Here is a 23423-nt window from a genome sequence, read left to right on the forward strand (position 1 = left end):
GGCAGCTGCACTTCCGCAGCGGCAGCGCTTACCCTCCAGAACCATCCCAAAGCCGCTTTACCCATAGACCAGCGCGTGGGGCCCGCGGGTTCCTGCACTGGAGGCTTTCGTACGCAAGCGCCCGAAACCCTTCGCAACTTACGCCGTTGAGAAGATCCGATGTAAACGTCTGTTCGTGCCGAAACCAGCCAATCGCAGACGTGACCCCCAACCTTCATCCGGTAGCGATTAGAGTCTCGGCGTCGTTGTTGCGCACGAGCGCGGGGTAAGCAATTGCCTGCGCAGCGGAGCCCGCAGGGCGTAGCGAATGCGCTTGGCCGTCTCAATGGAGCCGCGCTTTTCGATCTTGCGCAGCAGGTCCAGCACGTGATGCACCCCGATGCAGCCAATCGGCACCTTGCCCAGCGAAGGGAACGCATCGCGCTCAAGCGAGCGTAGCACGTCGGACTGGTGATGTTCGGTCCACCGGCCTTTGTTCAGATCGTGCCATTCGCGCGCGAGGAGTAACAAGCCCTTCTCATCGGACAGCTTGTAATCGCGCTCAGCCTTCGCGGTCTTCTTGATCTTGGTGTCGGAGAGCATGCCAACCTCCTGCGCCGGGGCTAATGCATTTACCCGTTACACCGAGTGTTACCCCCGAAAGGTCGGTCCATTTGTGGCACGGCATGGCACTCGACGCACGTCTCAATAGGACAAACCCCCAGCGTTTCCTAGGGATGTTGGTGTGCTATGGCATAGGATGGCAAGGTGAACTGGCGGAGCGGGTGGGATTCGAACCCACGATGAGCTTTTGACCCATACACACTTTCCAGGCGTGCGCCTTCGACCACTCGGCCACCGCTCCGCATGAGCCTGATAGTCTTGTGCGAAGCACTAAACGTGAATCAGGGGATCAACCAAACGCTCTGGAAGTGGCCCCCTAGCCGCACAAGATTGCTTTCGCAAGGCGTCGGTTCCTGCAATGATGAACTTATGTCGCTGCTCGCCTTGCTCGCCGCTCTTGCGGCCTCGCCCGAACCTGCCACGCCGCCCGCCAAGGCGCTTGCTCCGACTGAGATCGTGGCGGCTGCGCCTGCGGCGGATTGGATGGCGATTGCGCCTTCGGAACTGCTGGTGATGGACCTTGCGCCCGATGCCGCGCCCGATGCTGCAGGGCGCCCGCGCCGAGTGGTGATCCAGCTGCTGCCCGCGCCGATTTCCCAAGGGTGGGTCGGAAATATCCGCAAGTTGGCCACCGCGCACTGGTGGGACGGCACCTCGATCAATCGCGCGCAGGACAACTACGTGGTGCAGTGGGGCGATCCCGATGGTGAGGACAAGGGGAAAGCAAAGGCGTTGCCGGAGGGTTTGGCTTTAGTTCCTCAAACTGAATACACGATTTCAGGCGACAAGGGATTGCCTCGTTTTTTTGCGCCGCAAAGCCGCGATTCATACAGTCCCCTTGTCGGATTTGTCGGAGGTTTCCCTGTCGGCATGAATCCGCCAGTCATGCACCTTAGCGGCGGCGATTGGTGGCCCGTCCACTGCTACGCCTCCGTCGGCGTGGGCCGCAACGAACCGCCCGACACCGGCACCGGCGCGGAACTCTATGCCGTCATCGGCCACGCCCCCCGCCAGCTTGATCGCAACATCGCGGTCGTCGGCCGGGTGATCGAGGGCATGGAGCATCTCTCCACCCTGCCGCGCGGCACCGGCGATCTGGGTTTTTACAAGACCGCGCCCGAACGCACACCGATCCGCTCCATCCGCAACGGCACCGATGTGCCCGATCTGCCCGCGTTCGAATATCTCGGCACCGAGAGCGCCAGCTTTACCCGCTATGCCGATGCCCGCGCCAATCGCCGCGATGCGTTCTACATCCAGCCCGCAGGTGGCGTGGACATCTGCAACGTGCCGGTTCCAATCCGCCGCCGCAAATGAGCGGCACCGCTTATGATCTGACAGCCACGCTCTGGCGTTGGTCCGGTGGTCCCAACGCTACCGATTGGTTCTTCGTCACCATCGATGGCGAAGCAGGCGAAGCGCTGTCTGCCACCGCGCTGATGCACCGTCTGGAAACCGGCCGCCGCTCTGGCTGGGGTTCGGTGAAACTGGGCGTGCAAGTTGGCGAAACCGCATGGCGCACCTCGGCGTTTCCAAGCAAGGAACAGGGCTGGATCGTCCCCATCAAGGCCGCTGTGCGCAAGGCGGAGGGGCTGATCGAGGGCGAAGCGTTTGCTCTTCAACTGACTTTCTGATCCGCTTGCCCACCCCCAACCCCTCCCGCCTGCGGGAGGGGAGAAGTTCAAGGCAGCCTTTGCCCTCCCGCAGGCGGGAGGGCCGCGAGACTTACTGAACGCAGTGAAGTTAGTCGCAGCGGGGTGGGCATTCCCCGCTCACCGAAGTAAACCCAGCCCTCCGCGAAACCCCAAGGATACCAAGTGCCCCACGACGTCGCTCTCATCGGCTATGGCTATGCCGGAAAGACCTTCCACGCCCCGCTGATCCAGGCCGAACCCGGCTTGCGCCTTGCCGCGGTCGTCTCCAGCAATGCAGCCAAAGTCCACGCAGACCTGCCCGACATGCGTGTCGAAGCAGACATCGCCGCTGTCCTCGCCGACCCCTCGATAGACCTCGTCGTCATCGCCACGCCCAACGACGGCCACGCCCCCCTCGCCCACGCCGCAATTGACGCGGGCAAGGCGCTGGTAGTGGACAAGCCCCTCGCCCTCACCTTGGCCGAAGCACGCCAGATCGCCGTCCACGCAGGCGAGCGCGGCACACTGCTCAGCGTGTTTCACAATCGCCGCTGGGACGGCGATTTCATGACCATCGCCAGCGCCATTGAGCAGGGCCTGATCGGCAAGGTCGCCCACTTCGAAAGCCACTTCGACCGCTTCCGCCCCACGGTCCGCGATCGCTGGCGTGAGAACCCCGGCCCCGGCAGCGGCGTATGGGCCGATCTGGGGCCGCACCTCGCCGATCAGGCGCTGTGCCTGTTCGGCCTGCCAGAGCGCGTGATGGCCAGCTTCGGCACCTTGCGCGATGGCGCGCAGACTGATGACTGGGCGCATGTCGTGCTCGAATACCCTACTCTGCGCTGCGTGCTCCACGCCGGGATGCTGGTGGCGGGCGGCTCCCCGCGCTTCGTCGTCCACGGCAGCGAAGGCAGCCTGATCAAGCACGGCCTCGATCCGCAGGAAGGCCAATTGTTGAATGGCCAGCGTCCCGGCGCGCCCGATTGGGGGCGCGAGGCGAATCCCCTCACCCGCCACGATGCGGAAGGCACTGGCCATCCGCTAAAACTAATGCCCGGCGACTACCCCCGCTTCTACGCCGGGATCACCGCCGCGCTCGATGGCGCGCCGTTGCACGTCGCGCCAGAGCAATCGCTCGCCGTGATGGCCGTGGTGGAAGCGGCGGCGGAGGCGGCGCGCAGTGGCGTGGCGCAGCCGGTTCCGCCATTTCGGTTGTAAATCGGCTGTCCTACACGGCGCGTTCGACGGCAGGCTCCGCACCGCTCCTTGAACCGTCAATCGCCCGTCGGAACGTAGCGTTGTGCAGCTACCCACCCCCAACCCCTCCCGCATGCGGGAGGGGGGAAAGACAGAGTTGGTTTGCCCTCCCACAGGCGGGAGGGCCGCGAGACTTACGGAACGCAGTGAAGTTAGTCGCAGCTGGGTGGGTCTCCCAACATCAGGGAAAACGCGCCCGAAAGCCCCATGAGTTTGTTTCTCAGGACTGTGTAAACCCCGTAAACCCCCTTCAGGAAACCGCCCCGTTTCCTGAACGAAATCACCGCCCGCGCAGCACCATCTCCACCGCTTCGCAGATCTGCTGGACAGAGAACGGCTTGGCCAGAAAGTGCATGTTCGGAATGTCGATCTCGCGCCGAAGCTGCTCTTCTGCATAGCCCGACATGAACAGGAACGGCAGGTCAGGCTTCAGGGCGCGAATCTCCCGGGCCATCGCCGGGCCGTCCATCGTCGGCATGACCACATCGGAAACGACCACGTCGAATTCGCCCCGCCCGATCGCTTCAAGACCTTCTTCGCCATCGGACGCCGTGGTCACTTCAAAGCCCTGCCGCACCAGCGCACGTTCAGCCACGGCGCGCACCGTGTCCTCGTCCTCCACCAGCAGCACTTTGCCCCCGCCCGACCATTCGCGCTTGGGTTCAGCCGCAGCAGGCTTGGCCGCCTGTGCCATCTCGGCGGCATCGGGATGGTGGACCGGAAGGTAGATGCTGAAGCGCGTGAACTTGCCCACTTCGCTTTCGGCAAAGATGAACCCGCCCGATTGCTTGACGATGCCGTAGACGGTGGATAGCCCCAGACCAGTGCCCTTGCCCTTCTCCTTTGTGGTGAAGAAGGGTTCGAAGATTTTGCCGATCTGGTTCAGCTTGATCCCGTGGCCGTTGTCCTCCACCATCAGCGCGGTGTAATCACCGATGGGCAGGATCTCGCTCTTCATCGCGCGGACATCGGCCGCCGTCACGCGCCGGGTCATCAGCTTGACGACGCCCGGCGGGGCTTTGCCGCCCGCTGCCGTCAGCCGGTCATTGATGGCATCGCGCGCGTTGACGGCCAGGTTCAGCAGCACCTGTTCCAGCTGCGTCGGGTCCGCCCGGACAAAGCCCAGATCGCGGTCGTGCGTCACGTCCAGCGTGATCCGCTCACCGATCAACCGCTTGAGCAGTGCGGAAACCTCGGCCACCACATCGGGCAGTTGCAACACTTGCGGGCGCAGCGTCTGCTGGCGCGAGAAGGCCAGCAACTGCCGGGTCAGCGATGCCGCGCGGTTCGAATTGGCCTTGATCTGCTGAATGTCGTCATAGTCGCTGTCGCCCGGCGTGTGGCGCATCAGCATGAGGTCGCAATAGCCGATGATCGCGGTCAGCACGTTGTTGAAATCGTGCGCCACGCCGCCCGCAAGCTGGCCGACCGCCTGCATCTTGGTCGCCTGCGCGATCTCGCGCTTCAGCCGGGTCTCTTCCGAGGAATCTTTCAGGCTCAGCAGCACCGCGCCATCGCCCAGCCCGCGCACCCCGGCAAGGCTCAGCGAGACCGGCTCCTCCGGCGAAGCGCGCAGCCGCACCGCCACGTCTCCTGCCGTCGCCTGCCCCTGCGCATATCGGCGCACCGCATCGACCAGCGCGCCCTTGTCTTCCTTGATGACAAGGTCCGCAGGGTACGGCGGCGGGATCGTGTCCTCATGCCCCGCAGCGCGCAGGAACGCGGCGTTGGCAAAGAGGAAGCGCCCGTCGCGGTCGGTCATGGCAAGACCCAGCGGCAGGCGCGAAAGCAGCGCCTCGATCTGCGGCAGGCCTGCGCGGATGTCGCCCACGCTGTGCTGGTTGTCGATCAGCAGGAACAGTGATGAAGTGCGCGCCGGATCGGTATTGGCGATGCCGTCAGGGTCGGCCACCGGCAGATGGACCAGCCGCACCGGCGTACCCTTGCCGCCTTCGCGGGCATAGAACACCCGCTCAGAATCGTCGCTGGCAAGGTAGGAGACGAAGTCTGTGCCCACCATCTCAGCGCCCGCATTGCCCGTCGCGCGCTGAGCGAAGGCAGAGTTGGCGGCCAGCACGGTGCCTTCGGGGTTTACCACCGCCGCCTGCAAGCCCTCACGCGCCAGGGCGCGGCCCAGCTTTCCACCAACGTGCGCGGCCATATCCGCCACCAGATTTTGCGTGACCACCGGCATGAAGCGCCAGATCAGAAAGTCCTCACCCCGCCCGGCGCGGCTGAGTTCGGCGCGCCATGTGCCTTTGGCCGAGGTCAGCGCATCGGCGCTGGCGCTGCCATCGCGCCAAGCGGCACGCAGGGCATCTTCCAGCGTGTCGACCGACTCCTTGCTGAGCGACAAGCGTGGTGGCGCGGCGCCTACTCCGAACCATTCGCCCATCAGCGCGTTGGCGCAGGCCAGCCTTCCGGCGCGGTCGGTGATGGCGATGGCGGTGTCGGCGCTTTCGATGGCCGCGTTGGTGACGGACCAGTCGGGCGCGGCAAACTCGGCCGCCACGGCAGCGCGCGCCGGACGATAGGCCAGCCGCAGCGCGGCACCGATCACGCCCACGCCGCCAAGGAACCCGCCGACAACCAGTGGCTCACCCGAAACGGTCCACAGCGCGCCAGCACTGGCGATCACCGCGCCGCCAAGCAGGAGCCAGTCGCGCAAGGGCGCGGCCTGCACCCCGGTCGTGTCAGCCTCGCCCCCCAGTGCCGCCATCAGTCAGGGAAGTCCCGCGCCTGATAGCGCAGATGGCGCGCCTTGCGCTTGTGCGCGGTCCACCAGCGCCATGCGAAGGCCGAGATCATGTAGCCCAGCACAGCGGCCACGACCGAGATCAGGAACAGGCCGATCACCAGCGAGGGCGCAGCGTCAGAACCTAGCCAGATGAGCCAGTCATTTACGCTCGCCCCATCCGTTACCATCTTGCTGACCGTCGCGAAATCGGCGTGGAAGCCGAAGCTGTTGCCCACGGCGATGGCACCGGGGAGGAACACGAACAGCGTGGTTGGCGGGATCGAGATGAAGGTCATCAGCACGGCGAGCGGGATGTTGCCCCGGCACGGCACGCACATCAAGGCCGCACCGACGATCTGCACGCCCGGGATCAGCGCGAAGATGCCGATGAACAGACCGGCGGCTACACCGCGCGGCACCGAACGCCTTGTAAACCGCCACAATTCATGGCGCGCAGCCAGCGGGCGAGCGAAGCGGTTGTGCTCCATCTGCTCGCGCGTTGGCATGTTGGCCCGCGCCCATTTGACGATCCGTTTGAACATGGTGCGCTTGCTTCTACCCGTTTACCGACTGCCCCGCCACGGGCCTTGGGATCGCATCTAGACTACCGCCGCTTTCCGAGAGGTGAAGCGCCGCACTTTTGAATGCCTTATCCGTGATCCTTCATGATCCGGGCCTTGTCGCGCTTCCAATCGCGGTCCTTCATCGTGGCGCGTTTGTCGGCGTTGTTCTTGCCCTTGGCCAGCGCGAGTTCGACTTTGGCGCGGCCACGGCTGTTGAAGTAGATCGAGAGCGGGACCAGCGTCATGCCCTTGCGCTCAACCGCGCCGTGGAACTTGGCGATCTGCCGTTCCTTCAGCAGCAGCTTGCGCGGGCGCTTGGGCACGTGATTGTTGCGGTTGCCGTGGCTGAATTCGGGCACGTTGGAATTGACCAGCCAGACCTCGCCGTTCTTCACCTCGGCATAGGCCTCGGCGATGGAACCTTCGCCAAAGCGCAGGGACTTCACCTCGGTGCCGGTCAGGCAGATGCCTGCCTCGTACTTCTCTTCAATGAAGTATTCGAAGCGCGCGCGGCGATTCTCGGCGACGACTTTGGTCTTGTCGAATTCTGGATGTACGGGACGGGCCATGATCCCGCCCATGTAGGCGCTACCCCGGCAAAGCGAAAGTGGGACTTCACACTTTGTCGGGGCACGGCTTCATTCAGAGCAGACCGGCATGCACCAGCGCAGCGTCCACCTTGGCGCGGGCTTCGGCGCTGGCGGGGACGAGCGGCAGGCGCAGTTCGTCGTTGATGCCTTCGAACACGCGGCTGAGCGCATACTTCAGCGGCGCGGGCGAGGCGTCTGAGAACATCGCGTAGTGCAGCGGATAGAGCTTGTCGTTCAGCTCCCGCGCCTTTTCGAAATCGTTGGCGGCGCAGGCGGCCTGAAAATCGGCGCACAAGCGCGGCGCGACATTGGCCGTTACCGAAATGCAGCCGACTGCGCCCGCTGCGTTGGCGGGCAGCGCCAGTTCATCATCGCCCGAAAGCTGGCAGAAATTCTTGCCGATCCCCATGCGGTGATCGGTCACGCGGGAAAGATCGCCGCTGGCGTCCTTGATCGCCACGATCTTGTCCGGGTAACGCTTGGCGAGTTCGCACACGGTTTCGGGCAGAATGTCGGTCACCGTGCGGCCGGGCACATTGTAGAGCACGATCGGCAGATCGTTGTGCTCGGCCAAGTAGCTGAAGTGGGCGATGATGCCCGCCTGGCTGGGCCGGTTGTAATAGGGCGCAACGCAAAGCGCAGCCTGCGCGCCGGACTTCCGGGCAAAGTTCATGTGGAGCAGCGCGTTCATCGTATCGTTGCTGCCGCAGCCAGCAATCACCGGCACGCGACCCGCCACCTGCTCGACGCAGACTTCGATTACGCGGTGATGTTCGGCGTTGGACAGCGTCGATGCCTCGCCCGTTGTGCCGCAGGGCACCAGCGCTGAGGAGCCGTTATCAATCTGCCAGTCAACCAGACGCCGGAATGCTTTCTCGTCGAACGCTCCATCGCGAAAAGGGGTGACAAGGGCCGGAATGGAGCCGGAAAACATGGACAGTATCCCTCAATTTGCCCCATAAAGCAGTTCGGCTTGCAGCAAGTCGAACCCTTCGGGGTCTGTTCAGCGCCTGATAAGGAGCCGCTCCATAGTATGTCCCGCATGGACGTGAAAGCCTTGATGTTACGCTGGGGTGTTGCCGGGCTGCTGATGCAGACGCTGGCTGCTTCAAGCGCGGTTCACGCGAGTGGCGGGAACAGCACCGATGGTGCCGATTGGGACCGTGCGCGCGCGAATCTGACGGCGAGCCAGGGCGGGCCGATGATGGCGGCGGTGGAGCGGTGGAAGCTGCTGACCAGTTCGAACCGTTTTGGGTTTTCCGACTATTCCAGCTTCGTGGTGACCTATTCCGGCTTTCCGGATGAGGAAAAGCTGCGCCGCTATGCCGAACTCTCGCTTGAGCGTGAGGCGGTGGACGCAGGCCGGCTGGTCAATTTCTTCAGCCAGAAGCCGCCGCTGACCAACCTTGGCCGCGCGCAATATGCGCTGGCGCTGACGCAGATGGGCCGCCCTGAAGCGCGTGAGGCGGCGCGGGCCGCATGGCGCGGCGGGGCGATGACCGATGCGGCGGAAAGCGCGCTGCTTTCCAACTGGGGCACAAGCTTTACGGCGGACGACCATGATGCGCGGATGGATGCGCTGTTGTGGGCGGGTGCAAGCGCGCAGGCAGCGCGGCAGATCGTGTGGGTCAGCCCTTCGCGCAAGAGCATTGATGCCGCGCGGCTGGCGGCGATGCAGGGTGGCGATCCCTATGCTGCCGTTTCCGGCGTTTCGACGCAACTGCTGAACAGCGATCCCGGCTTTGTTTTCCAGCGCGTGCGGCAATTGCGCAAGAGCGGACAAGGCGCAGGCGCGCGGGCCTTTCTGGCCAACCGGCCGCTGCTGGCGCGGCAACCGCTGGACCGGACCAAGTGGGTCGAGGAACTGCTGATCAACGCGCGCGGCGCGGCGACATCGGGCGATGCCCGTGCGGCTATGCGGATCGCGGCGGGGATCGACGATGCCTTTGGCAATGCCGAGGATGTAAGCCAACTCGAATTCGAGCTGCGCGACGATTACACTTCGCTGATGTGGCTGGGCGGCACGCAGGGCTATTTCAACATCGGCGACTATGCGGGCGCGGCACCGCTGTTCTGGCGCTATGGCGCGGCGGCGCGGACGCCGGGCACGCGGTCAAAGGGCTTTTACTGGGCCGGAAAGGCCGCAGCGCGGGGCGGCCAGCAGGCCGAGGCGCGGCGCTATTTCGAGATGGCCGCGCAATATGGCGACCAGTTCTATGGCCTGTTGGCGCTGGAACGGTTGGGCCGTCCGGTGCCGCAGTTTGCCAATGATTCCAATGCGCAGGCCTCGTTTGACGAACGCAGCCGGTTCTACAATCAGCCGCTGACGCTGGCCGTGCGCGAAGTGGCGCGCAATGGCGATTGGCGCACGACGATCCGCTTCTTCAAGGAAGTGGCCGAACAGCAGCGCACCGAAGGCCAGCACATGATGGTGGCGCAATTGGCGCGCGATCTGGGCCGGCGCGATCTGGGCGTGATCGTGGGGCAAGCCGCGGCGGCGCGCGGATACCTTGATTTTCAGCACATCGCCTTTCCGCTGATCCCGGTGCCGCCGGGCTTTGAAAGCAAGTGGACCGGCATTCACGCGATCAGCCGCCAGGAAAGCCAGTTCGCTATGAACGCGGTGAGCCATGCAGGCGCGCGCGGGTTGATGCAGCTGATGCCGGGCACGGCGAATGAACAGGCGGGCAAGCTCGGCCTGTCCTACCGCCCCGGCGCTCTGACCGAGGATGCGGGCTACAACATCCAGCTCGGCGCGGGCTATTTCGGGCGGATGCTGGACTATTACAACGGATCATGGCCACTGGCCGTGGCAGCCTATAACGCTGGCCCCGGCAACGTGAACAAGTTCCTGCGTGCCAATGGCGACCCGCGCAATGGCGGCGTGGACTGGGTGGAGTGGATCGAGAAAATCCCGCTGTCCGAAACGCGCAACTATGTGCAGCGCGTGCTGGAAAACGCGGTGGTTTATGAGGCGATGAACCCGCAGTTTGCGACCTATCGCGGGGCGAACCCGATGAGTTACTTTATTGGGAAGCGGGAGCCGGGGTAGCAGACTACAATCCTCCCTGTTTTTGCGGAGCACAAACGGGGAGGTGTCGTCGGCGTAGCCGATGACGGAGGGGGCTTGTTACCCCTCCACCACCCGCTGCGCGGGCGGTCCCCCTCCCCATTTGTCCTGCGGAAAAACGGGGAGGATTTGTTGTCAGCGAGTCCGTCCTCGCCCACAAGCGGCGCATGAAGCCTGACGGTCACCCAATCACCCCCGCCGGATTTGCTGCCTTGCGCGCGCGGTACGATCATCTGCTGGGCACCGAACGCCCCGCGATTGTCGAGATCGTCAGTTGGGCGGCGGGCAATGGCGACCGGTCGGAGAACGGCGATTATCTCTATGGGCGCAAGCGGATGCGGGAGATTGATCGGGAGCTGGCTTTCCTTGCGCGGCGGATGAAGGCGACGCGGGTGGTCGATCCGGCACGTATGGAAGATCGCAGCCGGGTGCTGTTTGGCGCGACAGTGGAGATTGCCGACGAGGATGATGCCCGGCGCGTGCTGACCATCGTGGGGGATGACGAGCAGGATGCCACCAACAACCGCATCGGCTGGAGCGCGCCGATTGCCAAGGCCTTGCGCGGGGCGCGGGTGGGGGATTTGCGGATCGTGCGGCTGCCTTCGGGGGAGAAGGAGTGGGAGATCATGAGCATTTCCTATCCTGACGCCGCAGGCTAAAGCCCTTCCCCATGAAACAGGGTCGCTTCTTCATCATGCGCCACGGCGAGACGGTCTATAATGCGACGCGTCGGCTGCAGGCGAACCACATTCACACGCCTTTAACACGGCAGGGCTTTGAACAGGCCGTGGCGATGGGCTGTGCGCTGCGCGGCGAACTGGGCGAGCGGCCGGAGGTGACGCTGCACATCTCGGACACCGGGCGCGCGTTGCAGACGGCGGCGCTGATTGCCGAGGAACTGGGCCTGGACTGGTTTGCCGCACGCCGCACGATGGATCTGAAAGAGATCGACATGGGGTCGTGGTGCGGCAGGTCTTATGGCGAGGTGGAGGAAGAAGTTGGCCCCATCGTGATCGAGGACCACCTGCTCCGCCCTGCCCCGGATGGTGAGGACTATCCGATGATTGCCGAGCGGCTGAACCGGTGGATTGACGGGCTGGATGATGACGGCGGCGATCACATAGTGGTGATGCACGGCATTTCGAGCCGGGTGTTGCGCGGGATCATGGCGGGTTATCTGGTCCATCCGGTCCACGGCGCACCGATTGCACCTTCGCTGGTGCAAGGCTCCATAGCGCTGGTGGAGGATGGGGCGGAAACCGTGCTGTTTGGCTCTGAACGCGGGATCGAGCACGCCTGATGGGTGAGGTCGTGAACCTGCGGGCGGTGCGCAAGGCGAAGGCACGCGATGCGCACGCGGTTGAGGCGCAGGCCAATCGGGCGAAGTTCGGCCGGACAAAGGGCGAGAAATTGCGTGAGGCGCAGGAGGCCGAGCGTGCAGCGCGGCTGCTTGATGGCGCGAAACGGGACGAAACGTGAGGAAGCTGCTGGTTCTGGCGGCGCTCGCCCTTGCAGGAACCGCGGTTGCGCGCGACAGCCTGGGCGTGTTCGGCACGTGGGGCGCGTTTCGCGATCCGGCGGTGCCGCGCTGCTATGCCATTGCGATGGCGGAGAAAGTGCGTGGGCGGGAGCAGGCATTTCAGCCCTATCTGACCGTGGGATACTGGCCCCAGCGCAAGATTCGCGGGGCCGTGCATGTGCGGCTGGCGCGGAGGGTGGCTTCGGGGTCCAGCGTCAACGTCTCGTTCCCCGAGGCGAACTTCACCTTGCAGACCGGGCAGGCCGATGCTTGGCCTGCGGATCAGCGGACCAATGCCGGGATCGTGGCGCAGATGCGCAGTGCGCCACGCGTTGTGGTGATTGGCCAAGGTGCGGACGGACGCAAGTTCCGCGATACTTATGTGCTGTCAGGTGCCGCCTCGGCGATGGATGCGGCGGCGCTGGGGTGTGCGCGGTAGGGATAACACGCCCTCCCCCAGCCCCTCCCGCCAGCGGGAGGGGAAAAAGATGTGAAAAGGGCGGGCCTTGCGACCCGCCCTTCCCTTGCTTCAGTGCGTGACGCTTAGAAGCGAACGCCGACGCCTGCCATCACCTGGTGACGATCGGTGTCGATGTTGAAGCGGCTCGTATCCGGCGTGTTGCCGTTGAAATCGAACTCGCCTTCGCTGTAGTTGTTGTAGCCGTATTCCAGCTTGACGTAGCTGTTTGGCCCAAGCTTTTGCTCAACACCGGCACCAACGCGGTAGCCATCGGTGTCGAGGCGCTGGCGCAGGCTGGTGGTGCCATCGGTGCCCTGCAGGTTATAGCGCTGGTTGCTGTAGCCACCCTTCACGTAAACCATCGTGGCCGGTGACATGGCATAACCCACGCGACCGCCAAAGTAGTACTGGCGACCGGCATCAACACGGCCAAGGTTGAACACGTTGGGTTCGTTGTTGTTGTTGTCCCAGCCAGCGCTGCTCTCGGTGATTTCGGCTTCGGCACCGACGACGAGGTTGCTGCCGACGGCCATGTCATAACCAACGGCACCGCCGTAGGTCACGCCGTCGATTGACTGCTTGAGATCGCGATCGGTATCAACGTCTTCGCTGCTGCCCGAGCGGTGGTGGTCGTAGCCTACCAGCGCTTCAACGCGGAGACCGCTGAACGCCTCGGCAGGCGTCGCGTCCTGCGCGAAAACCGGGGTGGCGGCGAGCGCCGTGCCGGCGGCGAGGATTGCGCAGATCTTCTTCATGTTTCACTCCATTCGAACGTTCATCTGCCGGTTTTCGTTTTTTGTGCGACCCGACAGTGGTGGTGGAATGAGCGGAATTGCATCCGGTTTCCTGAACCTCACACAACAAGAAACCGTGATATTTCAGCAACATAATTTGCGACGTTCGGAGTGTTTAACGCGACGGGCGACCGGAACTTTCTGCGGCTTCGGGTGTTCGCGCGGCGTTGATTTCACCCCGTTTGCTTGGTGAGGAGAGAATCACTATATGCGCGCGATGCAGCATTCCCCCGACGATAGCCCTTCGCTCCCCACCAACATGCCGATTGCCGGACATATCGATCCTGTGCCCGTGCCACGTCCCGGTCTGGTCAACGGCGTAACCCCGCGCGAGGATGGGCGGGTGGATCTGATCGGCCTGCCCAAAAAGCAGATTGCCGCATTGTTTGAGACTGCGGGGCTGGACGTTAAGGCAGCCAAACTGCGCGCCAAACAGGTCTACCACTGGATCTATCATCGCGGCGTGACCGATTTTGAAGGCATGACCGACATTGCCAAGACCATGCGCCCGTGGCTGGCGCAGCGCTTCGTGATCGGGCGGCCCGAGATTGTCGAAGCGCAGGTTTCGACCGATGGCACGCGCAAGTGGCTGCTGCGCACGGCGGACAACCATGACTTCGAAATGGTGTTCATTCCTGACGCTGACCGGGGCACGCTGTGCGTATCGAGCCAGGTCGGCTGCACGCTCAACTGCCGGTTCTGCCACACCGGCACGATGCGACTGGTGCGCAACCTGACACCGGGCGAAATCGTGGGACAGGTGATGCTGGCGCGTGACGCATTGGGCGAATGGCCGAATGCAGCGCAAAATCCGCGCGATGGCGGCGGCCTCCATCAGCCGAGCGTTTTACAGCCTGAGGCCCCCGCCTTCGCGGGGGCGCATGTCGATGACGAGGACGACGACGAGGGCGCGTATACCGCCGATGGTCGCCTGCTCACCAACATCGTGATGATGGGCATGGGCGAACCGCTCTATAATTTCGACAATGTGCGCGATGCGCTCAAACTGGTGATGGACGGCGATGGACTGGCGCTTTCAAAGCGGCGCATCACGCTATCGACCAGCGGCGTAGTGCCAATGATGGCGCGGGCGGGCGAGGAAATCGGCGTGAACCTTGCCGTCTCGCTCCACGCGGTGACCAAGCCTGTGCGTGACGAGATCGTGCCGATCAACCGCAAGTACGGCATCGAGGAACTGCTGCAGGCCTGTGCCGACTATCCGGGCGCGTCCAACGCGCGGCGCATCACGTTTGAATATGTGATGCTGAAGGACAAGAACGACAGCGACGACGATGCGCGCGAACTGGTGCGCCTGATCAAGCAGTACAAGCTGCCCGCCAAGGTTAACCTGATCCCGTTCAACCCGTGGGAAGGCGCGCCTTACGAATGCTCCACGCCCGAGCGGATCAAGACCTTTGCCAAGATCGTTTTCGCTGCCGGGATCAGCGCCCCCGTGCGCACGCCGCGCGGGCGCGACATTGATGCGGCCTGCGGGCAGTTGAAGACGGCGGCGGAGAAGAAAAGCCGCGCTGAGCTGGATCGGCTGGCGGAGGAAAAGATGGCCGCGCTGGGCTGAGGCCCCGGGTCAGCCGACCTTGCGCTGTGTCGTAGCTTCGGCATCGACGCTTGCCGGAGGACGCCCGGCCACCGCAGCGATGCGGCCGCCTTCGTCAAGCCGCAGCGGCAGCGAGAATTCGACGCCAAGCCGATCTTCGTTCGACCAGCGGCAGGTTGCGGTAACGACGTGATTGTCGGCAAGGACCACACGGAAGATGGTGCCCGGCGGCACATTCCACAGGCCCTCGATCAGCGCTCCGGTCTGGCTGATGTTGCGGATCATCGCGTTGTAGCGGTGGCCACCATGATCGAGCACGACCTTGCGCAGCATTGATTGGCGCGCGGCGCGGGCAGAGCGCGGACCTTGGGCGATGGCCATGAGGCCGGTCGAAAGCCGCGCCGCCGCGTTCATCGAGCTTAGCGGGCGTTCGTAGATATAGCCCTGCACGTGGCTGCAACCGAGCATGCGCACGAGATCGAGTTCGTCGAGCGTTTCCACGCCCTCGGCAGTGGTTTCCATGCCAAGTGCTTCGGCAAGGCTGACAATTGAAGCGATGATCGCGCCATTGCGGCTGCCGGGCTGGGTTGCCCCGCGCACGAAGGACTGATCAATCTTGATCTTGTCAAACGGCGCTGTCTTCAAATACCCAAGCGAGGAATAGCCGGTGCCAAAATCGTCGAGAGCGAGGCGCACGCCAATCGCTTTCAGCGATTTGAACATCTGGTCGGTGCCCTCATCATCGTTGAGGAACACGCTTTCGGTGATTTCCAGTTCGAGCCGTTCAGGCGCAACTTGCGCGTTGGCCAGTGCATTCGTGACGATCAACGGCAGCGAAGGATTGGCAAACTGCAACGGCGAAACGTTCACCGCGACGCGCACATTCTCGGGCCAGCGTGAAAGATCCTGGCAGGCGGTGCGCAAAGCCCATTCCCCGATCGGTGCGATCAGGCCAGTGTCCTCGGCCACGGGAATGAAGCGCGACGGGCTGATCCAGCCCTGTTTTGGATGGTTCCAGCGCAGCAGCGCTTCAAAGCCGGTGATCTTCTCGGTCGCCGTCTGGACCACTGGCTGGTAGTAGAGTTCCAGACCGCCGTTGGACACCGCATCGCGCAGGTCTTCTTCCATCTGACGACGCTCTTCGGCATCGCTGTGCAGATCGGGGGCATAGAAGTGGTGGCGTCCGCGTCCACCATCCTTGGCGGCATACAGCGCAAGGTCGGCGTTGCGGATCAGCGCTTCGCTGGTCACGCCATCATCGGGCGCGATGGCAATTCCCACCGAAGCACCGATCATCACGCGGCTGCCTTCGATAGAATATGGCTGCGAAACGCTTTCGATGATGCGCGCGGCGAGATGGCCAAGCTGTTCGCGCTCAATCTTGCCGGGCAGGATGACCTGAAACTCGTCACCGCCGAGGCGTCCGACGCGGCCCATCTTGCCCACCACGCGCTCAAGCCGCTGCGCCACCTGTTTGAGCAGAGCATCGCCTGCGGGATGGCCGAGCGTATCGTTGACCTGCTTGAACCGGTCGAGATCCAGCAGGAAGACAGAACAGGCGCGGTGGTGAACCTGCGGCGCAAGCAGGATCTTTTCCAGCGTCTGCGACATGCGAAAGCGGTTGGACAGGCCGGTTAGCGAATCGAAATGCGCCAGGCGCGAAGCGTGTTCCTGCGAACGGCGCTTTTCTGTGAGATCGGTGCCAGACCCGCGAAAGCCGGTGAAGTTGTTGAAGGTATCGTAAGACGGCCGACCGGTGATCGACCACCAGCGCTCTTCCTCATGCGTGGCGGCACGCACTGCCAGTTCGCTGAAGCTGGAACGTGCCGAAAGGTGGAACGCCAGCGTCCGTTCACCCTCGCCGGATTGTTCGGCAAGGTTGAACAGTTCTGCAAATGGGCGACCGATCAGTTCGGATACCTTGCGCCCGATGTTTTCGGCAACCGGCGCGGACAGGTAGGTCAAGTGGCCACGCCGGTCCGTTTCCCAGAACCAGCCTTGGCCGGTCTCTTCGTAGTCAGCGAGGATTTCCTGTGCGCGGGTCTGCACCCGGGCATCGTTCTCGGCCTTTTCTCGCAGCAGAATATCGATCTTGCGCTGGCGCATGTAGGCAACCACGGCGATGCCCACGCCCACCACCAGCGAGAAGTAGCCGGCGATAGTGGAAGCGACACACGTAATGCCTGACCACACCGAAACTTGCGCGGCGAGAACGCCAACGAGGCGACCAGACTGGACGACCGTGGCAAGCAGCGAGAGCGTGGCCACGGCAGCCAGACAATAGAACCAGTCGATCTGGTCCGATGCGCCCCATACACCCATTGCCGAGCCGAACAGGAACATCGGCAGCGCAATGGCCGCACCAACCATCGCCATGCGCTGACCAGTCTCCAGCGCGCGTTCGCTCTCAAACCGCACGATGATGTGGGAAAACCAGCAAAACGCAGCGGCCAGCACCAGCAAAAGGCTGGTGAGCAGACCGGGAAGCGTCAGATTGAAAGCGGCGATTCCGACAGGCAGAAGAACAATTGGCAGCGCCAGCCGGGGCCATTCAGGCGCAACCAGCCGGTTCGTGGAATCGCTGCCGAACAGAAAGCTGGCCCCTGCTTCACGCGGAGCGACAGGTTGGACACGCTCACGACGTCGCGTGCGCGCAAAATCGCGCGTGTTGCCGGTTGGAACGGCTGCTTCGACGGAGGTTTCTGCAGACATGCCATCGCAAATGCCTCACCTCCATTTTAGAAAGCGTTAAAGTTGCCACCAATGAGGTGCTTTTGCTGCGAGTGCGAAGCTGCTAGGCACCGCGCCGGAGCATTGGTAAAAATGGCAGATACGGCAGAAAAATCGCTGATTGGCGTGGCAGGGCGCAGATTGCACGTTGCCCGCTGGCACGTGGGCGAGGCGGAGCATCGGCCGTTGCTGATGCTTAACGGCATCGGCATGAATCTCGAACTTCTCGCCCCGCTCGCACGCGCCCTGCCCGAGCGTGAGGTGATCTGCTTTGACATGCCCGGAATTGGCAGTTCGCCAGATCCGATCATTCCCTACACAATTCCGAACATGGCGCTGACGATGGCAGCGTTGCTTGACCGGCTGGACATTGCCGAAGTCGACATTCTGGGCATCAGCTGGGGCGGCGCGCTGGCCCAGCAGTTCGCGTTCCAACACCGCGCACGCACGGGCAGCGTAGTCCTCGCTGCGACGGCGGCGGGGGCAACGATGGTGCCGGGCAACCCGTCGATGCTGGCGCACATGGCCGACCCCCTCGAATATACAGTAGAGCGGACACTCAAGCGCAACCTGGCCTCGATCTACAACGGCGGCGGCAGTGCGCGGGTATCGCTCAACGCGGCCAAGGCACCGTCCCCACTCGGCTTTTCCTATCAGATGGCCTCGTTCGCGACGTGGACCAGCGTGCCATTCCTGCCACTGCTGCGCGTTCCGGTGATGGTCATGGCGGACGAGGAGGACCAACTGGTGCCGCCTTCAAACGCGCATTTCCTGCACAACGCAATTCCGCACAGCCGGATCGAAATGTTCAACGGTGGCGGGCACTTGTTCATGCTGTCGCAGCGTGAAAAGTTCGTGGCCAGTATGCGCGCATTTCTTGATGATGAAGCTGCCGCTGCCTGATTGATCAGACAGGGTCGGCGCGTTCTTCCGCTTTCCTTTTGCCGATCATGCACTAGCATCCAAAGCGAGACCCGCCGGTAGCCCAGACAGGCTGCCATTGTGGCAGGGTCTTTCGCCTGAGGAGAGGCCATGCGGCACATCGCGATCATCGGTTCAGGACCGGCCGGATACTACACCGCCGAAGCAGCGCAAAAGCAGTGGGGAGACGACGTCTCCATCGATATTTTCGACATGCTACCAGTGCCTTATGGACTAATCCGGTTTGGCGTTGCGCCCGATCACCAGTCAATCAAGGGCGTTACCCGCCGCTATGAACAGACCGCGCTGGCCGACAATGTCCGCTTCGTCGGCAATGTGAAAGTGGGTCAGGACGTTTCCATTCCTGAATTGCAGGGGCTGTACGATGCCGTGGTGCTGGCCACCGGCGCACCGCGCGATCGCGAAATTGGCGTACCCGGCGATCACCTCAGGAATGTTTTTGGCAGCGCTGGTTTCGTCGGCTGGTACAATGGTCATCCTGAGTTCGCAGCGCTTGACCCGGACCTTTCGGGGCACACCGCCGTCGTCATCGGCATGGGCAACGTTGCGCTTGATGTGACGCGTATCCTTGCCAAGACGCGCGACGAATTTGCCGGGAGCGACATCGTTGGCCATGCGCTGGATTCGCTGATGACCTCGAACATCAGACGGATCGTTGTGCTCGGGCGGCGCGGGCCGCACCAGATCATGATGACACCGAAGGAACTGGGCGAACTGGGCCACCTCTCCCGCACCGCGCCAAGGGTCGATCCGGACGATCTGCCCGAACTGGCCGATGATGCACTTTTGGAGCCGGGCATACGCAAGGCCGTGGGGCATCTGCGCACGTTTGCCGCGCCCCCGGAAAGCGATCGGGCAGACTTGCCGCTGCAAGTGGAGTTCGATTTCTTCGCCGCGCCGCGCGGCCTGATCGGCGATGGCAAAGTGCGCGCGATGTCGGTCGAGCGTACCCGGATCGAAGATGGGCGGGCAGTGGGCACGGGCGACTTCTACGAGATTCGGGCCGATCTTGTGGTCTCATGCATCGGCTACCAGACCTCGCCCATCGCTGGCGTGCCATTTGACGAACGCGCCGGCCGCTTTGCCAACGACGAAGGGCGGATTTTGCCGGGCCTTTATTGCGTGGGCTGGGCGCGGCGCGGTCCGTCGGGCACGATTGGCACCAACCGGCCCGACGGGTTCGGCGTGGTGGAACTGATCGCGCAGGACTTTCCTGCCGGTGGTGCCAAGGCTGGACGCGAAGGCTTCGATGCATTGGCAGCGGAGCGGGGGCTGGATGTCGTCAGCTTCAGCGACTGGAAAAAGATCGAAGAGGCCGAACAGGCGCGCGCCCGCGACGATGCCCCGCGCGAAAAGTTCGTCGACGTGGACGACATGATTCGCGCCACCAGCCTTGCCGATTGACCTGACGGTCAACCTCTGACTTAATCGGGCGATTAACACGATAGGCTGCCGCTACGAGTCGGCCTGCGTGGGGAGAAGGAGTTGTCCGATGCCTGCCTATGACCTCATCATCAGGAACGGGACCATCGTCGATGGCACCGGCGCGCCGCGCTATACCGCCGATATTGCGGTAAAGGATGGACTAATTGCCGCTGTCGGCACTGTGCGCGGCGATGCGGCGCAGGAAATCGACGCGAGCGGCCGGATCGTCGCGCCGGGCTGGGTTGATGTGCACACGCACTACGACGGTCAGGCGACGTGGGATGCCGAGATGGCTCCGAGTTCGTGGCATGGCGTGACCACGGTGATCATGGGCAACTGCGGCGTGGGCTTTGCGCCAGCTGCGCCAAACCGGCATGAATGGCTGATCGGCCTGATGGAAGGCGTGGAGGACATTCCCGGCACGGCGCTGGCCGAGGGTATGAAGTGGAACTGGGAAACGTTCCCTGAATACCTCGACGCGCTTGAGCAGATGCCGCGCACGGTGGATGTTGGCACGCACGTTCCGCACGGTGCCGTGCGCGCCTATGTGCTGGGCGATCGGGAAAAGCCCGGCGCCATCCCCACGACGGACGACATTCGCAAGATGGCCGACATCGTCGAAGAAGGCGTGCGCGCGGGCGCGCTGGGCTTTTCCACCAGCCGCACGGTGATTCACAAATCGGTGGACGGTGAAGTGGTGCCGGGGACAACCGCAACAGCCGAAGAACTCATCGAGATTGGCCGCGCGATGGGCCGGGTCGGCTACGGCGTGTTCGAGATGGCTTCCGACATGAAGCGCGAGTGGGACGAATTCGGCTGGATGGGCGCATTGAGCCGCGAGACCGGCTTGCCCGTGACTTACGCCGCGCTGCAATCCATCGCCAAGGAAATGCCGCTCGACGAACAAATCGCCGAAATGCGCCGCCACAATGCGCAAGGGGCAAACATCATCGCGCAAATCGCCTTGCGCGGGAACGGCATCGTGATGGCGTGGCAGGGCACCGTCCACCCCTTCCGCTTTCGCCCGAGCTATGTTGCGATTGCGGATCTGCCGTGGGCCGCGCAACTGGCGAAATTAAAAGACCCGGCGTTCCGCGCGCAGGTTCTGGCTGAGGAAAGCGTCTATCCCCAAAGCGATATCATCGGACTGCTGATGATGATTTCGAAAGGCTGGCACAACCAGTTCGTGATGGATGATGGCTTTGATTACGAGCCGCAGGAAGAGGCCAGCATCCTCGCGCGCGCCAAGACAGCTGGCGTTTCGCCCGATGCCTATGCCTATGACAAGCTGATGGAAAATGACGGTACGGGCTTCGTTTACCTGCCGATCCTCAACTATGCCGATGGGAACCTGGATTTCCTTGAAAGCCTTCAGGCGTCCGACGACACGGTCAATTCCCTGTCCGATGGCGGCGCGCACTGCGGCACGATCTGTGATGCCGCCAGCCCCACCTTCATGCTCGAACACTGGGTGCGTGATCGCAAGCGTGGCCGGGACCGTGAAGGGGGCCGGATCAGCCTTGAACACGCCATCAAGCGCCAGTGCCATGACACAGCGCGGCTCTATGGCCTGGATGATCGGGGCATTTTGGCGCCCGGCTATCTGGCCGACATCAACGTGATCGATTTCGAAAACCTGCGCCTGCTCAAGCCGTGGCTGGCATTCGATCTACCAGCCGGTGGCAAGCGCCTGCTGCAAAAGGCGGAAGGCTATGACTACACGATCAAGGGCGGCAAAGTTACGTTTCACAAGGGCGAATGGACCGGCGAAACGCCCGGCGGCCTGATCCGTGGGCCGCAGCGCGCCGACCTGCTCGAAGCGGCAGAGTAACCGATAGCCTTGGTGATCCTGCCACAGCGCGCCGTTTGAGAGAGCGACTGGGACTGCGGCAGGATCGCAAGGGGCGGCATGACAAATCAGGCCGCGTGGCGCATGTGATTGCCCGCGCGGCTTGCGCCACCTTCCAGACGGAAGCGTGAAACAAGTGTCGCAAGCCGGTCAGCTTCACCGGCAAGACTGCGTGCCGCCGCTGTTGCTTCTTCGACCATTGCGGCGTTCTGCTGGGTCATCGTGTCCATTTCGCGCACGGTTTCGCGCACTTGGCCGATGCTGCCCGCCTGCTCATTCGCCATGCGTGCGATGCTGCTGGCCAGTTCGGCAACATGGCCAACCTGTTCGACGATCACCGCAAAAGTATCGCCGGTCTGGCCGACAAGATTGACGCCGCGTTCAACCTGCGTCGAACTGTCGCTGATCAGGGTCTTGATGTCGCGCGCAGCATCCGCCGTGCGCTGCGCCAGCGCACGCACTTCAGTGGCGACGACGGCAAATCCGCGTCCGGCATCACCGGCGCGTGCAGCCTCGACACCGGCGTTCAACGCAAGCAGATTGGTCTGGAAGGCAATGCCATCGATCACGGAAATGATCTTGCCGATTTCCTGCGCCGAATGATGGATGTCATTCATCGCCGAAACCGCCTCACCGACCACTTCACCGCCCTTCATTGCCTCACCGTGCGCCTGCTGCACCGAACCATGCATGTGCGCGGCGTCATCGGCAGCAGTGCGAACGTTTGATGCAAGCGTTGTCATCGCCGCAGAGGCCTCTTCAAGGCTTGCTGCCTGCTGTTCTGTGCGACGTGCCAGATCATCAGAGGCCTGGCGGATCTGCTTGGCACCCACATCGACCGATCCGGATGTTTCGGCAACATTGGTCAACACGCCTGAAACCTGCACCCGCATGCCATCGAGATGTTTCTGGAGTTCGGCAAAGGCCGCAGGAAGGTCTGGGGCCTTCGTCGCAAAATCGCCTTCGGCCATCGCGCGCAATGCGGCGCTAACCTCGTCGATCACAGCGACGCGCGCGGATTCTTCAGCTTTGAAATAGGTCGAAAGCGCCACTTCCATGTCCAGCAGCGCCATCTTGATCATCGACCCTACCGAACTGGCCACCTTGCGGCGCTGGAAAAACGCCAGCGGTCTTGCGAACATGGCGTTGATGATGTTTTCCAGCACGGCGGCATAGGCACCGATGTACCAGCCCGGCTCCAACCCAATCCGAGCATGGACGTTGCCGATCTTCTCTGCGCTATCAAAATAGGCCTTGTCCACGCTACCGCTGAACATGCCGGCCCAGTGATCGACCTGCTTTTCCCGTGCATGTCGCATGGTATCACGCGATGAGAAGAACTTCGCTGTCTCAGGCGTGGCCGCTATCTTGTCGTAAAGCGCGTCCAATGCCGGTGGGGCATGCTGGCGCAACGCAGAGGCAATCCGCGGGAACCGCGCAACGTCGTCAGCGGCGATATTGAAGAACGCCAGCTTCTTGGCAACGGCCTGCGGATCGTAACCACTCTGCATATTTCCGACTCCTATCTAGAGTGGAAATTCGCATTTTGAGGTTCAGATAGTCGGCCGTGAAGAACGCGATTTGTGATCTGGGCTGGGATGAGTTGGACCGGTGAGCTGCCCTTGGGTCATCAGGCTTGGACGATTTCACGGTGCGCAGCCGGAAGGCATGCCGTGAGCAGGACGCGCAAAAGCG

Annotated in this window: 20 protein-coding genes and 1 tRNA gene; 12 read left to right on the plus strand and 9 right to left on the minus strand. The window is 63.0% G+C overall.

The window, feature by feature from the left end; translation table 11 throughout:
* Window positions 1-228 precede the first annotated feature (228 nt).
* Complete coding sequence (locus Q8R81_RS00695; RefSeq protein ID WP_305615183.1) at window positions 229-582, minus strand: hypothetical protein; 354 nt, start codon at window positions 580-582, stop codon at window positions 229-231.
* Between the two features lie 171 nt (window positions 583-753).
* Window positions 754-844 (minus strand) — tRNA-Ser (locus Q8R81_RS00700).
* Between the two features lie 128 nt (window positions 845-972).
* On the opposite strand from Q8R81_RS00700, the gene Q8R81_RS00705 reads away from it, so the two are divergent.
* The 3 genes from Q8R81_RS00705 (at window position 973) to Q8R81_RS00715 (ending at window position 3455) form a co-directional block, all read left to right on the plus strand.
* On the plus strand, window positions 973-1920 hold the full coding sequence (locus tag Q8R81_RS00705; protein ID WP_305615185.1) for a peptidylprolyl isomerase: 948 nt from the start codon (window positions 973-975) through the stop codon (window positions 1918-1920).
* A complete protein-coding gene (locus Q8R81_RS00710) occupies window positions 1917-2237 on the plus strand; it encodes a DUF1905 domain-containing protein (RefSeq protein WP_305615187.1) in 321 nt (106 codons plus the stop codon). The genes Q8R81_RS00705 and Q8R81_RS00710 overlap by 4 nt, the downstream gene beginning before the upstream one ends.
* Before the next feature lie 183 nt (window positions 2238-2420).
* Window positions 2421-3455, plus strand: a complete 1035-nt coding sequence (locus tag Q8R81_RS00715) for an oxidoreductase (RefSeq protein ID WP_305615189.1) — start codon at window positions 2421-2423, stop codon at window positions 3453-3455.
* A 319-nt stretch (window positions 3456-3774) separates the two neighbouring features.
* Here the strand turns inward: Q8R81_RS00715 and Q8R81_RS00720 are convergent, their stop codons facing one another.
* The 4 genes from Q8R81_RS00720 to dapA form a co-directional block, all read right to left on the minus strand.
* On the minus strand, window positions 3775-6213 hold the full coding sequence (locus tag Q8R81_RS00720; RefSeq protein ID WP_305615191.1) for a response regulator: 2439 nt from the start codon (window positions 6211-6213) through the stop codon (window positions 3775-3777).
* On the minus strand, window positions 6213-6773 hold the full coding sequence (locus Q8R81_RS00725) for a DUF2062 domain-containing protein (RefSeq protein WP_305615193.1): 561 nt from the start codon (window positions 6771-6773) through the stop codon (window positions 6213-6215). Before Q8R81_RS00725 ends, Q8R81_RS00720 begins: the two co-directional genes overlap by 1 nt.
* Window positions 6774-6880: 107 nt before the next feature.
* Window positions 6881-7363 carry an SsrA-binding protein SmpB gene (gene smpB / locus Q8R81_RS00730; RefSeq protein WP_305615195.1) on the minus strand — a complete coding sequence of 161 codons (483 nt, stop codon included), beginning with the start codon at window positions 7361-7363 and terminating at the stop codon, window positions 6881-6883.
* A gap of 73 nt (window positions 7364-7436) precedes the next feature.
* Window positions 7437-8318, minus strand: coding sequence for a 4-hydroxy-tetrahydrodipicolinate synthase (gene dapA / locus Q8R81_RS00735; protein WP_305615197.1), 882 nt, complete (start codon window positions 8316-8318; stop codon window positions 7437-7439).
* A 99-nt stretch (window positions 8319-8417) separates the two neighbouring features.
* Here dapA and Q8R81_RS00740 point away from each other — a divergent pair, with 99 nt between their 5' ends.
* The 5 genes from Q8R81_RS00740 to Q8R81_RS00760 all read left to right on the plus strand — a co-directional run bounded on the left by Q8R81_RS00740 (window position 8418) and on the right by Q8R81_RS00760 (window position 12412).
* On the plus strand, window positions 8418-10436 hold the full coding sequence (locus Q8R81_RS00740; protein WP_305615199.1) for a lytic transglycosylase domain-containing protein: 2019 nt from the start codon (window positions 8418-8420) through the stop codon (window positions 10434-10436).
* A 185-nt stretch (window positions 10437-10621) separates the two neighbouring features.
* On the plus strand, window positions 10622-11113 hold the full coding sequence (gene greB / locus Q8R81_RS00745) for a transcription elongation factor GreB (protein WP_305615201.1): 492 nt from the start codon (window positions 10622-10624) through the stop codon (window positions 11111-11113).
* An 11-nt stretch (window positions 11114-11124) separates the two neighbouring features.
* Complete coding sequence (locus Q8R81_RS00750; protein ID WP_305615203.1) at window positions 11125-11754, plus strand: phosphoglycerate mutase family protein; 630 nt, start codon at window positions 11125-11127, stop codon at window positions 11752-11754.
* A complete protein-coding gene (locus tag Q8R81_RS00755) occupies window positions 11754-11933 on the plus strand; it encodes a DUF4169 family protein (protein WP_305615205.1) in 180 nt (59 codons plus the stop codon). Before Q8R81_RS00750 ends, Q8R81_RS00755 begins: the two co-directional genes overlap by 1 nt.
* Window positions 11930-12412 (plus strand): hypothetical protein, encoded by a 483-nt coding sequence (locus tag Q8R81_RS00760; protein ID WP_305615207.1) that lies wholly within the window; start codon window positions 11930-11932, stop codon window positions 12410-12412. Before Q8R81_RS00755 ends, Q8R81_RS00760 begins: the two co-directional genes overlap by 4 nt.
* Before the next feature lie 104 nt (window positions 12413-12516).
* Here Q8R81_RS00760 and Q8R81_RS00765 read toward each other — a convergent pair whose 3' ends face one another.
* Entirely contained in the window at window positions 12517-13188 is a 672-nt protein-coding gene (locus Q8R81_RS00765) for an outer membrane protein (protein ID WP_305615209.1), read from the minus strand.
* Window positions 13189-13435: 247 nt separating this feature from the next.
* On the opposite strand from Q8R81_RS00765, the gene rlmN reads away from it, so the two are divergent.
* Window positions 13436-14803, plus strand: coding sequence for a 23S rRNA (adenine(2503)-C(2))-methyltransferase RlmN (gene rlmN / locus Q8R81_RS00770; RefSeq protein WP_305615211.1), 1368 nt, complete (start codon window positions 13436-13438; stop codon window positions 14801-14803).
* Window positions 14804-14812: 9 nt separating this feature from the next.
* Here rlmN and Q8R81_RS00775 read toward each other — a convergent pair whose 3' ends face one another.
* Entirely contained in the window at window positions 14813-17494 is a 2682-nt protein-coding gene (locus Q8R81_RS00775) for an EAL domain-containing protein (protein ID WP_305615213.1), read from the minus strand.
* 111 nt (window positions 17495-17605) lie between these two features.
* Here Q8R81_RS00775 and Q8R81_RS00780 point away from each other — a divergent pair, with 111 nt between their 5' ends.
* The 3 genes from Q8R81_RS00780 to Q8R81_RS00790 all read left to right on the plus strand — a co-directional run bounded on the left by Q8R81_RS00780 (window position 17606) and on the right by Q8R81_RS00790 (window position 21710).
* Window positions 17606-18415 carry an alpha/beta fold hydrolase gene (locus Q8R81_RS00780; protein ID WP_305615215.1) on the plus strand — a complete coding sequence of 270 codons (810 nt, stop codon included), beginning with the start codon at window positions 17606-17608 and terminating at the stop codon, window positions 18413-18415.
* Window positions 18416-18544: 129 nt separating this feature from the next.
* Complete coding sequence (locus Q8R81_RS00785) at window positions 18545-19858, plus strand: FAD-dependent oxidoreductase (protein WP_305615217.1); 1314 nt, start codon at window positions 18545-18547, stop codon at window positions 19856-19858.
* A gap of 88 nt (window positions 19859-19946) precedes the next feature.
* Window positions 19947-21710: an amidohydrolase family protein gene (locus tag Q8R81_RS00790; RefSeq protein ID WP_305615219.1), complete on the plus strand. Its 1764-nt coding sequence runs from the start codon at window positions 19947-19949 to the stop codon at window positions 21708-21710.
* An 86-nt stretch (window positions 21711-21796) separates the two neighbouring features.
* On the opposite strand, the gene Q8R81_RS00795 is transcribed toward Q8R81_RS00790, so the two are convergent.
* Complete coding sequence (locus Q8R81_RS00795; RefSeq protein WP_305615221.1) at window positions 21797-23239, minus strand: globin-coupled sensor protein; 1443 nt, start codon at window positions 23237-23239, stop codon at window positions 21797-21799.
* Window positions 23240-23423 lie beyond the last annotated feature (184 nt).

The organism is Novosphingobium sp., assembly GCF_030696665.1.
Classification (GTDB): Bacteria; Pseudomonadota; Alphaproteobacteria; order Sphingomonadales; family Sphingomonadaceae; genus Novosphingobium.

Coding starts and splice junctions, on each gene's coding strand:
- Q8R81_RS00695 (WP_305615183.1), bottom strand. CDS start 582: ATGCTCTCCGACACCAAGATCAAGAAGACCGCGAAGGCTGAGCGCGAT.
- Q8R81_RS00705 (WP_305615185.1), top strand. CDS start 973: ATGTCGCTGCTCGCCTTGCTCGCCGCTCTTGCGGCCTCGCCCGAACCT.
- Q8R81_RS00710 (WP_305615187.1), top strand. CDS start 1,917: ATGAGCGGCACCGCTTATGATCTGACAGCCACGCTCTGGCGTTGGTCC.
- Q8R81_RS00720 (WP_305615191.1), bottom strand. CDS start 6,213: ATGGCGGCACTGGGGGGCGAGGCTGACACGACCGGGGTGCAGGCCGCG.
- Q8R81_RS00725 (WP_305615193.1), bottom strand. CDS start 6,773: ATGTTCAAACGGATCGTCAAATGGGCGCGGGCCAACATGCCAACGCGC.
- smpB (WP_305615195.1), bottom strand. CDS start 7,363: ATGGCCCGTCCCGTACATCCAGAATTCGACAAGACCAAAGTCGTCGCC.
- dapA (WP_305615197.1), bottom strand. CDS start 8,318: ATGTTTTCCGGCTCCATTCCGGCCCTTGTCACCCCTTTTCGCGATGGA.
- Q8R81_RS00740 (WP_305615199.1), top strand. CDS start 8,418: ATGTCCCGCATGGACGTGAAAGCCTTGATGTTACGCTGGGGTGTTGCC.
- greB (WP_305615201.1), top strand. CDS start 10,622: ATGAAGCCTGACGGTCACCCAATCACCCCCGCCGGATTTGCTGCCTTG.
- Q8R81_RS00750 (WP_305615203.1), top strand. CDS start 11,125: ATGAAACAGGGTCGCTTCTTCATCATGCGCCACGGCGAGACGGTCTAT.
- Q8R81_RS00755 (WP_305615205.1), top strand. CDS start 11,754: ATGGGTGAGGTCGTGAACCTGCGGGCGGTGCGCAAGGCGAAGGCACGC.
- Q8R81_RS00765 (WP_305615209.1), bottom strand. CDS start 13,188: ATGAAGAAGATCTGCGCAATCCTCGCCGCCGGCACGGCGCTCGCCGCC.
- rlmN (WP_305615211.1), top strand. CDS start 13,436: ATGCGCGCGATGCAGCATTCCCCCGACGATAGCCCTTCGCTCCCCACC.
- Q8R81_RS00775 (WP_305615213.1), bottom strand. CDS start 17,494: ATGTCTGCAGAAACCTCCGTCGAAGCAGCCGTTCCAACCGGCAACACG.
- Q8R81_RS00780 (WP_305615215.1), top strand. CDS start 17,606: ATGGCAGATACGGCAGAAAAATCGCTGATTGGCGTGGCAGGGCGCAGA.
- Q8R81_RS00785 (WP_305615217.1), top strand. CDS start 18,545: ATGCGGCACATCGCGATCATCGGTTCAGGACCGGCCGGATACTACACC.
- Q8R81_RS00790 (WP_305615219.1), top strand. CDS start 19,947: ATGCCTGCCTATGACCTCATCATCAGGAACGGGACCATCGTCGATGGC.
- Q8R81_RS00795 (WP_305615221.1), bottom strand. CDS start 23,239: ATGCAGAGTGGTTACGATCCGCAGGCCGTTGCCAAGAAGCTGGCGTTC.